The following is a 14964-nucleotide window of genomic DNA, read 5'->3' on the forward strand; positions in this document are numbered from 1 at the left end:
TCTCCATTGGTGAGAAGATGTAAATACAAGTATTGATTTTGATTTGTACGTACAGAAAAATTAAGTTAAGTTTGATATACTTAGTTTTTCTGTACGTATGTATCATAGCATAAATGAGACTACGGAATTTATCCGTAGAAAAATTGGAGATTTTGCTCCAGAATTCGGTATCATCCTAGGTACTGGTTTAGGTAAGTTGGTTGATGAAATTGAGGTCGAGTATCAGCTGATGTATTCCAATATACCTAATTTCCCTATTTCAACTGTTGAATTTCATTCTGGCAAACTTATTTTTGGAAAGCTGAGCGGACGCAATGTGGTCGCTATGCAGGGAAGGCTGCATTATTATGAAGGCTACGATATGCAGCAGATTACATTTCCGATCCGGATCATGAAGGTTCTGGGGGTACAGAAATTGTTTGTTTCCAACGCTGCGGGATCCTTGAATCCCGAGGTGAAAAAAGGCGACCTAGGAATTATCGAAGATCATATCAATTTGTTGCCAGACAATCCGCTTCGCGGACAAAACCTGGCTGAGTTTGGGCCACGATTTCCGGATATGAGCGAGCCTTATAACCGAAAGATGATTGAACAGGCTCTTGATATTGCGGCCAGACATGCTATTGCTGCACGAAAAGTTGTTTATGTTTCCTCCGCAGGTCCGAATTTGGAAACAAAAGCAGAATATCGTTATATGCGTTTGATCGGTGGCGATGTGGTCGGTATGAGTACTGTTCCTGAAGTTATTGTCGCCAATCATATGGCTCTTCCTGTATTTGCCATTTCTGTTGTTACGGATGAGGGCTTCCATGAGCAACTTAAACCTGTGTCTTTGCAGGAAATTGTCACTGTTGCAGAGAAAGCAGAACCTAAAATGACATTAATTTTGAAAGAATTAATAGCTTTGCAATAAATTGCATCTTCATGTCGCATCGTTGAAGGAGAACGTTGTTGAATTTGTGGGGGGGTGAAGGGTAATCGGTTCATTCAGGTGAATTTAGCTTTTTTTGTTTTTATATTATTTTAGATGAAGTTGATCGTACGCATACTTGCCGCATGGTGTGTTTTAATTATTTATTCCGTGGATGTCATTGCGCAGAGCAAAGAGGATTGGAGCAGTGCATTGGATTCGGCTAGAGCCAAGGAGGATGGAAAGAAGGATTCCGTCATCCTGTCTGCGAAATATATCCGATATGCGACCTTGGATATGTTAAAAAAAGCTACTTATACGCGGCAGATTGATACATCACATCATAACTATCAGTATTATAATCCACAGAATTTGCCCTGGAACCCCAGTGTGAACCTTGGTTCCTATGGGCTTGCCACGCGGGATCTGTTGTTTCAGCCTAAAAAGACCATTGGTTTTCAGTCTGGTTTTACCGCTTTGGAACGTTACTTATTGAACCCCGATTCGGTCCAATATTTTAGGGCACGGGCGAGGTATTCCGAATTGTCTGCGGTAGGATTCTTTTTTAATGATCAGGTATTCAGGGCCCGGGTAGCACAAAATATCAATTCCCAGTGGAATATGAATGTGGATTTTCATTCGACTAAAACGGATGGCTTCTACCTCAATCAGAATTACTCCGATTTAAAAGCTTCAGTAGCCTCTTGGTATGAATCGAAAAATAATCGTTACAACCTGTTGATCAATGCGGTATTTAACCGCTTGGAGGCAATGGAGAATGGTTCTATCACAGAAGATCTTCCATTTGCGCCAGGGAAGAGGCAGGCGCCAGATCGGTTCATTCCTAAATTTTACGATCCTGATAAGAATGTCATTCCACGATCTAAATGGTGGGATAATTCATTGTTCCTAAGACAGTCGCTCTATCTGGGACGGTTGGATACAATCGATAAGGGCAAGCCAACCATGGAGATCCGTCCAACGAATAGTATGGCACATAACACGCGTATTCGAAGACAGACCTATAATTTCTTCAAGAACATTGAAGATAAGAATGCAGTGTTACCTTACAACAATAAAGCCTTGGCATTGAATAATGATAAGACGCTGATCACGAATGTTTCCAATGAATTTGAATACAACTTTTTCCTTCGGGGGAAGTCGGTCTTTAAGAATGAGGCTAAGTTAAACTTGGCTTTCCAACATGACATGAACTGGGTGGAGCAAAATCAACTGGATTCAAATCGCTATTATAATAACCCTACTGCCTATCCGCAGCCACTCAAAAAATTGCCGGATAGCACGACCTTTGATCGTTTTTATCAAAATGGGATCGTGAAAGGTGAATTGGGCTATAAGTTTTCAGATCGTCTTGATTTTAGTTTAAGAGCGAATCAGATTGTATTTGGTCATAACTTTGGGGATTTCTTGTATGATGCTAAAGCAGATATCGCTATGGGCGATAAAATTGGAAAGGTGACGTTATCTGCTTATTCGCAGAATAAGTCACCTGAGATGGTTTTCGAGAATCTAAATTATACGTATGGAAAGTGGAATGATCTGGATCTTAAAAAGACGAAAATTCAGAATCTAGGGTTCCAATATGCCAATCCGATGCTTGGTTTCCATGGTAAGGTTGAGTATTTTTTGATGAATAATTATACCTATTTCGAAGAGCGGCCCAATCCACAGGACGATCCTAAAAATGACAAATGGATTGTTCCAGCGCAATTGGATAAGGCTAATTTATTGAAAGTGACTGTCGGACAAAAGTTTAAATTCAACCATTTTACCTTTGATAATCTTATCGTTTATCAAAAGACAGATCAACAGGATGTGCTGGCGGTTCCTGAATTGTATACTTGGCATAGTTTGTATTACAGTAATCTCTTTTATAAAGTTATTGATTATAGTATCGGTCTGGATGCTAAATTTAATACGCCCTATGCAAACCCGAATTATTCGGTCGGTACGGGACAATTTTACAACGCATACAAACAGCTCGAGTTTTCGACTTATCCAGTTATGGATTTGTGGATTACAGCAAACATACAACGGGTAAATATGTTTTTGAGTTATAATTTTTTAAACCAGAACTTCTACCCGCACGGCTACTACACCGTAAGACGGTATCCGATGAATACCGCCAATTTTAGATTTGGTATTTCCTGGAAGTTTTATGATTAAAAATTATGTAGGTGTTTCTTAGCTTGTTGTGATATTAAAGGCATAAAATCTTATAAAATAATTTTGAGAATAAAATTTTTAAGCTATATTTGCACACGCAATTAGGGAACGGCGTTCTTTAAAAAAGTATGGAGGCTTAGCTCAGCTGGTTCAGAGCATCTGCCTTACAAGCAGAGGGTCACAGGTTCGAATCCTGTAGCCTCCACCATACAAAGTCGGAGAATTAGCTCAGCTGGTTCAGAGCATCTGCCTTACAAGCAGAGGGTCACTGGTTCGAATCCAGTATTCTCCACCAATCCAAAACGGAGGCTTAGCTCAGCTGGTTCAGAGCATCTGCCTTACAAGCAGAGGGTCACAGGTTCGAATCCTGTAGCCTCCACAAAAGCATCATCAAATGGTGCTTTTTTTTCGTTAGGGGGTTTAGCTCAGCTGGTTTAGAGCACTACCTCGACAAGGTAGGGGTCACTGGTTCGAACCCAGTAATCCCCACGATAAAAAAAGCGTTCTTCATGAACGCTTTTTTTATGGGCTTAAGGCTCTGTAATTTGAAAGCCCCCACTCGGTATTCAATCTGTCTCGGGAGTTGCTCGCTTTTTTTTCTTCTTATTTTCGTTTCTTTCCTAGCTTAATGCCGTAACCTGTCGTCCATTCAATAAAGTCGGCTTTACCGCCGTGGGCTTTAATAGACACTCCAGCAAAGAAATCTTTGTAGACTTTATAACGCACACCTGCTCTTAAATACACAGGCATGCTTTCGCCATTGAATTCGTTGCGATGAAGATAGGCCCCAATATTTCCGTTGATATATAGGCGTGAATTTAGCACATGGTCAATATAGAATGCCGGACCATAAGAAAATAGGGCGGAGAATTTTCCGGCTTTGTCGCCTGCGACCTTGGCGTCGTTTCCACTTGCTGAATAAAATGCATCAAACCCAGCGCCAAGCCGCCATTTATAGCCCAAATGCTTGCTGTAGTATGCACCTAACATGGATTTAAAATATTGGCTGTCGTGTTCGCGATCGATCTGTTTAAAGCCAAAGGCATAATTGAAATGGAGCTCTTCTGTTTTCTCCATCTTTGGGATACTGGTTTTTCTAAAATCAAACGGCTTATTTGTTGGTGTGTACGAGACAGACAGGCTCAATGGGACCAGGTTTATCCCGGTGTTCGGTAATGCCAGGGCTCCATTGCTGAAGTGATGAAAGGCCGCCCCGGCTCCTATTTGAAAGTGTTTATTTAGCCGATAGTTAGCCTGAAGTCCAAAATCAATAAATACATTGTTTTTGCTGCCAATAAGTAGATTGAATGGATTCTCTTCCTCGTTATAGGGGTTGAATCTGCCAGAAAGACCGAGTGCAATACGATAGTTGAAATTCCATCTTGAATTTACTTTTGGTCTTATAGGGATAGCAACAAAGCCATAGGCAGCGAAAGGGCGTCCGAGATGCTCCTGGCCAAACGTACTACTATAGATTCCGATACCGTATATCGGGTAATTGAATATCTCGTTATAAATGCTCTTTAGCGAGTCTTGAAACTGTGTTTGAAAACCAACTCTAAAATTTAGTCCACTATAATAAGAGTCAGCGAGCGTTTCTTTGGAACGCTCATTGAATTTAAGCTCGCCGCCACTTTCATGTTCAAGTTGAAATATAAGTCTTGTTTTAGCAGGGGTACGGCTCTGTAAAGTGTCTTTTGGATTTTCTATACGGGGTGTGACCTGTGCAGTGGCACGAAAGGAGAGCAGTGCCAGGGTCACAAAAGCAAGTATTCTTGATATCATGAAATAAAACGTTAGCGTTTTTTAAAATTTTTGCAAAAATAAGAATGATATATCATTGTAACAATAGTATTTAAACAGTAGGGAAATCAAGTTGCAAAAAATGCCGTTTTTCAGCTGTGTCTTGTAACTGAGTGGCAGGTAAAATAGGGTGGCTTAACCATCAGGATGTCAAATGGGTAAATAAATGTTGTTTATGTCTTAATTGTATTGCATTTGAAAAGCAATTTATCTAAGTTTGAGCTGAAAAGAAAAAGGAAATATGATTAAAAACCTATTTAAAATTACTGCTGTTACGTTTGTACTAACAACAGCAGGGGGGGCTTTGTTTGCCCAAAACACTAAATTTGATTGGAAAGAAGCAACTGAAGGCGGATACACCTACAAGTACGTGACCAATGACCCTACCCATTCGCGGTTTTACAAATTAAAGAATGGCTTAACCGTGATTTTAAGCCCGACAAAAAAAGAACCGCGTATTCAAACTTATATTGCAACAAAAGCGGGGAGTAAAACAGATCCGAAAGATCATACCGGTTTGGCTCATTACCTGGAGCATATGCTATTCAAAGGAACGGATAAATTTGGATCCAAAGATTGGGCAAAGGAAAAACCTTTGTTGGATCAGATTGATGCGCTCTACGAAAAATATAATGGTACAACAGACGAAACCGAACGGAAAGCAATCTATAAGGAAATCGATAAGGTATCTGGAGAAGCTGCGAAATATGCTATCGCAAATGAGTATGATAAATTGATGGCGTCAATGGGAGCGGAAGGCACCAATGCTTTTACTTCATTTGAGCAGACTGTTTATCAGGAGCAAATTCCCAGCAATGTAATGGACAAGTATCTTGCTGTGCAGGCAGAACGGTTTAGATATCCGGTATTGCGCCTTTTCCATACTGAGCTGGAAGCTGTGTATGAAGAGAAAAATATCAGCTTGGATAAAGATAATCGTAAAGCTGTAGAATCGATGTTCTCAGCAGCATTTCCCAATAATAATTACGGAAAGCAGACGACAATCGGTACAGTAGAGCATCTTAAAAATCCGTCTTTGAAAGCGATTCGTGAATATTTTCATACCTATTATGTCCCTAATAATATGGGGGTGATAATGTCGGGCGATTTTGATCCTACCGAGGTGGTCAAAAAGGTGGATAAGGCCTTTGCTTTTATGCAGGCGAAAGAGATTCCAGCCTATACTTTTGATGCGGAGAAACCAATTTTAACTCCTGTTGTCCGCGAGGTTAAAGGTCCGGATGCTGAATTTATGTTAATGGGGTTCCGTTTTCCTGGCGCTGCGACAAAGGATGCCCGTATGCTTAATCTGATGAGTCAGATCTTGACGAATGGTTCTGCTGGTCTGATTGATCTGGATTTGGTGAAGAATCAAAAATTATTAGGTGCTGGCGCTTTCCCTTATGTGTTAAAAGACTATTCTTTGCTCCTGTTGCAGGGTAATCCTGGTCAGGGACAAAGCTTGGAAGAGGTGCAACAGCTGCTGTTGCAAGAATTGGCGAAATTGAGAAAAGGTGAATTCTCGGATGATTTGATAACAGCCATCGTCAACAATGCGAAGAAAGACGAAATCAAACAGAACGAAAGTTATGGTGACCGAGCTGAATCATTGATGGATGCCTTTACTTCGGGTCAGGATTGGGCGTCTGTTGTGGGCTATTCGGATGAATTGAATAAAATCACCAAGCAAGATGTGGTGGATTTTGCGAACAAATACCTGAATGACAATAATTATGTTGTTGTTTATAAGCGTAAGGGCGTTGATAACAATGTTGTTAAAGTTGTTAAACCTGAAATTACTCCTGTAACGGTCAATCGTGACGACCAGTCGGAGTTTTTGAAGCGGGTGGAAGCAATGCCAGAGGATAAAATCCAACCGGTATGGGTCGATTATAACAAAGATATACAGAAAGCTACTGCAAACGGTTTACCTGTGCTAGCTGTAAAGAACGCAGATAATGAACTGTTTTCGCTATCTTATCGTTTTGATGGTGGAAAATGGAGCAATAAATTACTTTCATTGGCTGCGGGTTATCTCGAATTTTTGGGTACAAAAGATAAGTCCAGTGAGCAATTCAGTAAAGATTTTTATCAATTGGCTTCTGATTTTTCGGTGTCTGCAGGGAATGAGGAAACCATGGTGTCGATTTCGGGGTTAAATTCAAACTTTACGGCTACGTTGAACTTGATTCAAGATCTGTTGCGTAATTGTGTTGCTGATCAGGAGGCTTTCAAAATGTATATTGCCCGCCTTAAAAAAGCGAGGGCAAATGCGAAAGAAAACAAGGGAGCGATCATGGAGGGCCTAAAGTCTTATGCTAAATACGGCGCTAAGAATCCGTTTAATAATGTGTTTACAGATGCGGAATTGGATGCGTTAAAAGCGGAGGACTTGGTGAAGGCATTGCACGATCTGGCTAATATGAAACATACGATGCTTTATTTTGGCCCGTTGACAGCTCAAGAATTTGTGGCGAAAGCGAAGCCTTTGAAACAAGGTGCCGGAGAGTATGTTCAGGCAAAAAAAGCGGTCGTGTTTGCCGAATTGCCAACAAGCAAAAATCAGGTTCTTTTTGCCAATTTCGATATGAAGCAGGCTGAAGTGTTTTGGTATAGAAGTTCAGGAATATACAACAGTGCCCTGACCCCGACTGTTTCATTGTTTAATAATTACTTTGGTGGCGGAATGGGAAGTATTGTCTTCCAGACTATCCGTGAATCAAAAGCATTGGCTTATTCAACTTATGCGTATTACGGACAGCCTTATAAAAAGGAAAATCACTATACGGTTGGAGCTTATGTTGGGACGCAGGCTGATAAATTTAATGATGCGATTAAAGGCATGAATGAGTTGCTGGATGTGTTGCCTGAAAGTGCTAAGGGACTGGATATTGCGAAAGTAAGTCTGGAAAAATCAATTGCCAGTGAGCGTGTGTTGAATGCCTCTATTTTAGGTAGTTATCTAGCGGCACAACGTTTGGGAAATGCAACTGATATTCGTAAAGTTGTTTATGAGCAAGCGCCAAAGTTAACTTATGGCGATCTAAATACTTTTCACAAGAAGGAAATGAGTCAAAAGCCGTACGTTTACTGTATTGTGGCGAAGGAAGAAAATCTTAAGCCAGAAGATCTTGCAAAACTGGGCGAGGTCAAAAAGCTGGATCTTAAAGAGATTTTCGGCTATTAGACCGGGCATTACTTGTCTGAAGAATTAGATTAACGTATAACATTAAAGAAGCCTCCGGTGTTTTCCGGAGGCTTCTTTTGTATCGGGGTTTTGCGATAGCCATTGTTTTCTTATTCTTATTTCACGCTATGGAATCCTTGTTTCACTGTTCGCGGGCAGCATTAGTTTTAGGGTGAGTTCGCTATTGTGGCTACTAAAACTTGTGTATTTAAAACCGGATAATCTCATCAATCTGTTCGTTGATGAATTGGAGCGTGTCCTCTTTGAATAACTCTCCCTCATCGTTCAATTCATTCTGAACACTGGGTAGAAAGATCTTGAGGGGGAGGACATGCATTCTTAAGTAGTGGCATATGCCAGTCAGATGATCGATGCCACGAAGATTGCCATAGCGTCCTGAAGATAGTCCGACCAATGCAACTTTTTTGTGATAGAAGCTGATCGGAAAAGTGCAGCAATCGATAAAAAGCTTGAGCGCTCCTGGGATACTTCCGTTGTATTCTGGGGCGATGAAGATAAACAGCTCAGCTTTGCTGACCTTTTCTTGGATAGGTTCAAATGCTGGACTTCTTTTGCCATAAAGATCTGTTTCTAAAATGTTTGCTGGTAGATCTTCTAAGGAAAAGATGTCACTTTCAATTGACTTACGGTCAAGTAATTGCTGGTAGCACTTTGCTATTTTTAACGTCTTACTATTGGGGCGGTTTGTTCCGGATATTATTAAAATCATTGTGTTGTTGATACTTATAAAAAGCGCAGTTTCAAAGTGGATACATATCTTGATTTTTTGTATCTTAGCATCCTGAGGATATGTGCTTTCGATCAATCAAAAGTACAAAATATGCTGAATTTGTTTTGCTAATTTGAATTGCAGATAAAAAATTTGGCAAATTGATCTTCAAAAAAGTGAAATGTGGAATAAAATGACATTTTAATTAAGAAAGGTTTTCATTCAAGATGGGAAAAGTAATTGCAATCGCAAATCAAAAGGGTGGGGTCGGAAAAACCACAACGTCAATTAATTTGGCGGCTAGTTTGGCGGTTTTAGAATATAAAACATTGTTGGTCGATGCGGATCCTCAAGCAAACTCTACTTCTGGGATTGGCTTTGACCCTCGTACAATCAGTGCAAGTGTATATGAGTGCTTGGTGAATGATCTGGATCCTCGTGAGGCTATCCAATCAACAGAAACACCAAATTTGGATCTGTTGCCGGCTCATATCGATTTGGTTGGGGCAGAAATTGAGATGATCAATATGCACGAAAGGGAGTACAAGATGAAAAAAATCTTGGACCAGGTTAAACAGGATTATGATTTTATTATCATCGACTGTTCGCCTTCCTTAGGCTTAATTACAATCAATGCATTGTCTGCTTCGGACTCCGTTATCATTCCGGTACAGTGTGAATACTTCGCTTTAGAAGGACTTGGAAAGTTATTGAACACAATTAAAATAGTTCAAAACCGTTTAAATACAAGTCTGGAGATCGAAGGAATTTTGTTGACGATGTATGATGTTCGTTTGAGGCTATCAAATCAGGTGGTCGAAGAAGTGAAAACACATTTTACAGATTTAGTTTTTGATACAATTATTCAGCGGAATACCCGTTTGAGCGAAGCTCCAAGCTTTGGAATTTCTGTAATCATGCATGATGCTTCCTGTAAAGGGGCTATCAACTATTTAAATTTGGCCCGTGAGATTTTACAGAAAAACGGGCATCTTAATGAAATGAATAAAACAGTAACCGCATAATATGGCAGCACATCAGCGTAAAACAGGGCTGGGAAGAGGTTTAGGTGCGCTATTAAACGATAGTGTAGAAGTTCCTGCTAAAAGTAATCAGCAAGTGGAAGAGGCTCCTCTAGTTACCCCAACTGCTGTAAAAACAACAAAAGAGAATGGTAGTATTAGCCATGTTCGTGTAGAGGAAATAGCTGTCAATCCTTTTCAGCCGCGTACCGAATTTGATCCGGTTGCTTTACAGGAGTTATCGGAATCGATTAGTTTACAAGGTTTAATTCAGCCGATTACAGTACGTAAAATTTCGGATGGCAATTATCAGCTAATTTCCGGGGAGCGGCGTCTCCGTGCTTCGCGCTTGGCTGGTATCACCGAAATTCCAGCGTATATCCGTACAGCCAATGATCAGCAGATGCTGGAAATGGCCTTGATTGAGAATATCCAACGGGAGAACCTCAATGCGATTGAAGTTGCCCTGAGTTTTCAGCGCATGATTGAGGAGTGTAATTTAAAACAGGAAGAATTGGGGGAGCGTGTTAGTAAAAACCGGTCTACTGTTACAAATTATCTCCGTTTATTAAAGCTTCCACCTGTCATTCAGGCGGCAATACGTGACGGGGCATTGACCATGGGGCATGCTCGTGCCCTGATTAATATTCCTGAGGTTGATAAGCAGCTTTATATCTTTAAGTTGATTATTGATCAAGGTCTATCTGTTCGCAAAGCGGAGGAACTGGTTCGTGAGTTACAAAAAGGCGGTAAGAAAAAAGCAGGAAAGGATAAAGCTCCGATGTCTTTCCAACTGCAGAAAATTGAAGATGATCTGGCTTCTAAATTTTCTTCTCGCGTCAAATTGAATCTGAAGAGCACAAAAGGAAAAGGAGCAATTGAGATCCCTTTTGAATCGGAAGATGATTTAAGTCGCATTCTTGAATTGTTAGACTGGTAATATGGCCAAGTTAATAAGCTTGATATTTGCGGTGTTTGCACTGTCGGTGGTACATGGACAGACTGTGGATACAATCCCCAAGAAACAAATAGCACCACCGGTCAAAATAGATAGCGTAAAGCAAAAATCGGTACAGGATACCGTAAAGAAAGAATCTCGGAAAGAACGTAAAAAACGCGAGAAGGAGGAAGCTAAGGCGAAAGAGAAGGTTGTGTTCAAGGATTCGACCCGCTTGGCTATTGAAGCAAAAAATAAACAAGCCTGGAAACGCTCTTTGGTACTTCCGGGCTGGGGACAATATACCAACGGTGGTGTGTGGTGGATAAAAGTGCCGGCTATCTACGGTGGTTTATTAACAACCGTCCTGGTTTTTGATTTTAATAATCGCTATTATAAAGAACTTTTAGGGGTGTTGCAAGACAATGAACTCGGTAGACCAATCGATCCGTATTATAGCGGTGTTTCTATTCAGTCTATTATTCGTGCGAAAGATAATGCACGACGAAATCGGGACCTCATGGTGCTTCTTACTTTAGGTGTTTATGGTCTGAATGTTGCGGAGGCCTACATCGACTCAATGCTCAAGTATCGTTGGAGTATTGGCGAGGATAAACCCAAAAAGACTGCTTTCTTAATTGGACCTACTTTAATGGATGCGAGTCTCGCGTCGGGAACTTATTCATTTAAACCTACTGTAGGACTTAAATTGACCATGAAATTCAATTAAATCCCGTATTCCTAAGATGATATCTCGATTGGAAATAATTGTTGATCAGGGTTTATCTCATTTGTCTTTTAGTGAATATTGCAAATACACTGCTAGTTCAGATTGATGTTTGTGGTTTTTAAACATGGGTATTTCATTGAAATTTTTTAATTTTAAAAATAAACTATACTTTTTTCTAAATATATGAACATCATTCTCTTGGGATATGGCAAAATGGGGCAGATCATCGAAAGATACGCGCTGAAAAGAGGCCATCAAATTTTTTTAGTTGTCGATGAACATAATCGTCCTAACCTGACTGCTGATGATATCAAAGGAGCTGATGTCGCAATAGACTTTAGTGTGCCTTCTGCAGCACTGGATAATATGGATCTTTGTCTTCAGGCAGGCGTACCTATTGTCGTCGGAACAACGGGTTGGTACGACCAATTGGATGAGGTTAAGGCGAAGTGTCTGGAGGCTGGTGGTTCCATTTTGTATGGATCAAACTTTTCCATTGGAGTAAATGTATTCTTCCATATCAATAGAATGTTGGCGAAGGCTTTGCAGCCATATAAACAATATGATGTTCAGGTCGAAGAGATACACCATATTCATAAATTGGACGCACCAAGTGGTACAGCAATTACCATTGCTGAAGGGATATTGGATAATAGCGATGTGAAAACCAACTGGGTGAATACTGTTGTTGGCGAGCAGGATGAAATTATTCCAAAACCACAGGAACTTTTAATAGAAAGTCATCGTATTGAGGAGGTTCCGGGAACACATACAGTGCTTTATAGCTCGGAGGTTGACCAAATCGAATTTAAACATACAGCACATAGCCGCGATGGATTTGCCTTAGGCGCTGTGGTTGCCGCTGAATGGTTGAATGGCAAAAAAGGTTTCTATCAAGTTACTGAAATTTTTGATTTTAATAAATAGTACTAATAAGTAGTTTATGGGCTTAATTATATTTGCGGTTTTAACAGCAATATCGGGATATGGACTGTGGCAATTGTTTGTTAAAGCTGGCAGAAATGGCTGGGAAGCAATCGTACCGTTTTATAGCCAATATATTCAGGCAAAATTGACCGGAAGACCTACATGGTGGGTGATTTTATTGCTGGTTCCAATTGTCAATGTCTTTGTTTTCTATAATCTTTATCTTGATTTTATACATTGTTTCGGAAAACGTCGTTTTTGGGAGAATGCTGCTGCAGTTTTGGTCCCTTTTATCGTTCTGCCGATGTGGGCAAAGGATAACAATGTACGTTTTTTGAATGGCTTATATGCGAAAAATCTGAAGGCCGCAAGCCAAGAAGGTGTTGAACTGACTGAAGAGAAGCGCGCGGAAATTGCACTTGAATCGTATAAGGATTATAAAATTAAATATCCGTATAAGAAATCCATGGTACGCGAGTGGGCGGATGCCATTGTATTTGCAACCGTAGCGGCATCGCTTATTCGTGGCTTCCTGATCGAAGCGTATATGATTCCAACAGGATCAATGGAGCGTACCTTGTTGATCGGGGATTTCTTATTTGTAAGCAAGTTAAATTATGGACCGCGTGTTCCCAACACGCCGATTGCCTTTCCTTTTGCCCATCATACGATGCCCATCACTGGAGGGAAAGCGTATTCTGAATTAATTGAACTACCCTATAAACGTCTGCCGGGATTTCAAAAGATTGAACGTAATGATGTCGTTGTCTTCAATTTTCCTGCAGGTGACACTGTCGCGCTTGAAAACCAAAATTCAAGTTATTATGATCTTGTAAGAGCTTATGGTTGGCAGACCGTCAATTCTCAGTTTACAATCCAGGCAAGACCTATTGATAAAAGGGAGAATTATATTAAACGCTGTGTTGGATTGCCTGGCGATAAAATTTTCATGAAAGATGCTAAACTCTTTGTGAACGACCAACCAGGATTTGATCCTCCAGAAAGCCAATTGGATTATCTCGTATTAACGGATGGTACCCCATTGAATATGGATAGGTTACGGGAGTTGAGAATTGAAACAGCCGGTGGCGATCAGCAGCCTGGTGTTTACCAGTTGTTCATGACAAAAGATGAACTAGCCATTGTAAAATCTTGGTCGAATGTCAAAGAAATCAGAAGAAATTCGGGTGGAGAAGGAGCTTATCCTTATGATCCACAATACAAATGGAATTTTGACAATTTTGGACCGATTTTAATCCCGAAGAAAGGATGGACGGTGGCATTAAATGCACAGACTCTGCCCATTTATGAAAGAGCTATCCGTGTTTATGAAAATAACAAGTTGGAAAAACGTTCGGATGGGATTTATATCAATGATGTGAAAGCAGACCATTATACGTTTAAAATGGATTACTTTTGGATGATGGGTGATAATCGCCATAATTCTCTGGATTCAAGGGGCTGGGGATTTGTTCCCGAAGATCATGTTGTCGGAAAGGCCTTATTTACTTGGATGAGCTGGGACGAAATTGGTACCGGACTTTCGAAAATTCGCTGGAACCGTATCTTTAAAGGAATTCATTAGTAATTGCAAGTTGAGCAATAAAGCCTCTGGTTTGGAGGTAAGGAAAAGGGCTTTCGTTTAAGAAAGCCCTTTTTTTGAATGTTTTTTTCTATTGGCTAGAAACACCTTCCATTCACTTTTCTAACTGCTGCCGCTGGCGAAATCCTGAAACTGTACATAAGTCACAATTTTTTTAAATCGCCGAAAGCTTATCGATTATAGGTTTCGGTGTTCTACAAATGTTGTGCTATTTCAAACAAGCCAGATAACGTTTGATGGTTTCTTCTAGTCCTAGGTAAAGTGCATCAGAGATGAGGGCATGGCCTATACTTACTTCCAGGAGTTCGGGGATATGTTGGTTGAAATATTGCAGATTGTTGAGATCTAAGTCATGGCCCGCATTTAGACCTAAACCGACTTCACGTGCTTTTAATGCCGCTTTGAAATAAGGTTTTATCGCGAGTTCCCGGTCAAAGCCATATTCGGTGGCAAATCCTTCCGTATAAAGCTCAATACGGTCTGTTCCTGTTTCCGCCGCGGCCTCTACCATTTCTTCAACCGGATCAACAAAGATAGAAACGCGTATGCCTGCGTCTTTGAACAATTTGCACATATCTTGTAGGTAGGCTTTGTTCTTGATGGTATCCCAGCCATGATTCGAGGTCAATTGTCCTTCGGTATCTGGCACTAAGGTTACTTGTGCTGGTTTATTGGCCAATACAAGGTCAATAAATTTCTGTTCCTGGCAATTTCCTTCAATATTGAGTTCGGTCTGAATTTCTGCTTTTAAATCAAAGACATCCTGATATCGAATATGTCTTTCATCCGGTCTCGGGTGAACAGTGATGCCCTGTGCTCCAAAACGTTCACAGGCTAAGGCCGCAGATACTAGATTTGGGTTATTGCCACCTCTAGAATTTCTGAGCGTTGCGATTTTATTGATATTTACTGAAAGTCTGGTCATTTT

The 14964-nt window shown here is 40.5% G+C and carries 11 protein-coding genes and 4 tRNA genes; 12 read left to right on the forward strand and 3 right to left on the reverse strand.

Annotated features, from left to right (window positions below):
* Nucleotides 1-97: 97 nt before the first annotated feature.
* From OK025_RS09350 to OK025_RS09375, 6 genes are all read left to right on the forward strand, one after another.
* Nucleotides 98-913 carry a purine-nucleoside phosphorylase gene (locus OK025_RS09350; RefSeq protein ID WP_317669242.1) on the forward strand — a complete coding sequence of 272 codons (816 nt, stop codon included), beginning with the start codon at nucleotides 98-100 and terminating at the stop codon, nucleotides 911-913.
* 114 nt (nucleotides 914-1027) lie between these two features.
* The gene (locus OK025_RS09355; RefSeq protein ID WP_317669243.1) at nucleotides 1028-3097 is read left to right on the forward strand and encodes a putative porin; all 2070 of its coding nucleotides are present in this window, start codon (nucleotides 1028-1030) and stop codon (nucleotides 3095-3097) included.
* A 130-nt stretch (nucleotides 3098-3227) separates the two neighbouring features.
* Nucleotides 3228-3305 (forward strand) — tRNA-Val (locus OK025_RS09360).
* A gap of 9 nt (nucleotides 3306-3314) precedes the next feature.
* Nucleotides 3315-3392 (forward strand) — tRNA-Val (locus OK025_RS09365).
* A gap of 9 nt (nucleotides 3393-3401) precedes the next feature.
* A tRNA-Val gene (locus OK025_RS09370) sits at nucleotides 3402-3476 on the forward strand.
* Nucleotides 3477-3511: 35 nt separating this feature from the next.
* Nucleotides 3512-3586 (forward strand) — tRNA-Val (locus tag OK025_RS09375).
* Between the two features lie 114 nt (nucleotides 3587-3700).
* Here the strand turns inward: OK025_RS09375 and OK025_RS09380 are convergent.
* Nucleotides 3701-4882, reverse strand: coding sequence for an acyloxyacyl hydrolase (locus tag OK025_RS09380; protein ID WP_317669244.1), 1182 nt, complete (start codon nucleotides 4880-4882; stop codon nucleotides 3701-3703).
* A gap of 259 nt (nucleotides 4883-5141) precedes the next feature.
* Between OK025_RS09380 and OK025_RS09385 the strand changes: the two genes are divergently transcribed.
* The gene (locus tag OK025_RS09385; protein WP_317669245.1) at nucleotides 5142-8087 is read left to right on the forward strand and encodes a M16 family metallopeptidase; all 2946 of its coding nucleotides are present in this window, start codon (nucleotides 5142-5144) and stop codon (nucleotides 8085-8087) included.
* A gap of 208 nt (nucleotides 8088-8295) precedes the next feature.
* Here the strand turns inward: OK025_RS09385 and OK025_RS09390 are convergent, their stop codons facing one another.
* Nucleotides 8296-8817 carry an NAD(P)H-dependent oxidoreductase gene (locus tag OK025_RS09390; RefSeq protein ID WP_317669246.1) on the reverse strand — a complete coding sequence of 174 codons (522 nt, stop codon included), beginning with the start codon at nucleotides 8815-8817 and terminating at the stop codon, nucleotides 8296-8298.
* Between the two features lie 227 nt (nucleotides 8818-9044).
* On the opposite strand from OK025_RS09390, the gene OK025_RS09395 reads away from it, so the two are divergent.
* The 5 genes from OK025_RS09395 to lepB all read left to right on the forward strand — a co-directional run bounded on the left by OK025_RS09395 (nucleotide 9045) and on the right by lepB (nucleotide 14018).
* On the forward strand, nucleotides 9045-9842 hold the full coding sequence (locus OK025_RS09395) for a ParA family protein (protein WP_070561294.1): 798 nt from the start codon (nucleotides 9045-9047) through the stop codon (nucleotides 9840-9842).
* Between the two features lies 1 nt (nucleotide 9843).
* Nucleotides 9844-10779, forward strand: coding sequence for a ParB/RepB/Spo0J family partition protein (locus OK025_RS09400; protein ID WP_317669247.1), 936 nt, complete (start codon nucleotides 9844-9846; stop codon nucleotides 10777-10779).
* Between the two features lies 1 nt (nucleotide 10780).
* Entirely contained in the window at nucleotides 10781-11506 is a 726-nt protein-coding gene (locus OK025_RS09405; RefSeq protein ID WP_317669248.1) for a DUF5683 domain-containing protein, read from the forward strand.
* Nucleotides 11507-11689: 183 nt separating this feature from the next.
* A complete protein-coding gene (gene dapB / locus OK025_RS09410; RefSeq protein WP_317669249.1) occupies nucleotides 11690-12433 on the forward strand; it encodes a 4-hydroxy-tetrahydrodipicolinate reductase in 744 nt (247 codons plus the stop codon).
* Between the two features lie 16 nt (nucleotides 12434-12449).
* Nucleotides 12450-14018 carry a signal peptidase I gene (gene lepB / locus OK025_RS09415; RefSeq protein ID WP_317669250.1) on the forward strand — a complete coding sequence of 523 codons (1569 nt, stop codon included), beginning with the start codon at nucleotides 12450-12452 and terminating at the stop codon, nucleotides 14016-14018.
* 226 nt (nucleotides 14019-14244) lie between these two features.
* Here lepB and OK025_RS09420 read toward each other — a convergent pair whose 3' ends face one another.
* Nucleotides 14245-14961 carry a pyridoxine 5'-phosphate synthase gene (locus OK025_RS09420; RefSeq protein ID WP_205400327.1) on the reverse strand — a complete coding sequence of 239 codons (717 nt, stop codon included), beginning with the start codon at nucleotides 14959-14961 and terminating at the stop codon, nucleotides 14245-14247.
* Between the last annotated feature and the right edge of the window lie 3 nt (nucleotides 14962-14964).

Source organism: Sphingobacterium sp. UGAL515B_05 (assembly GCF_033097525.1).
Lineage (GTDB): Bacteria > Bacteroidota > Bacteroidia > Sphingobacteriales > Sphingobacteriaceae > Sphingobacterium.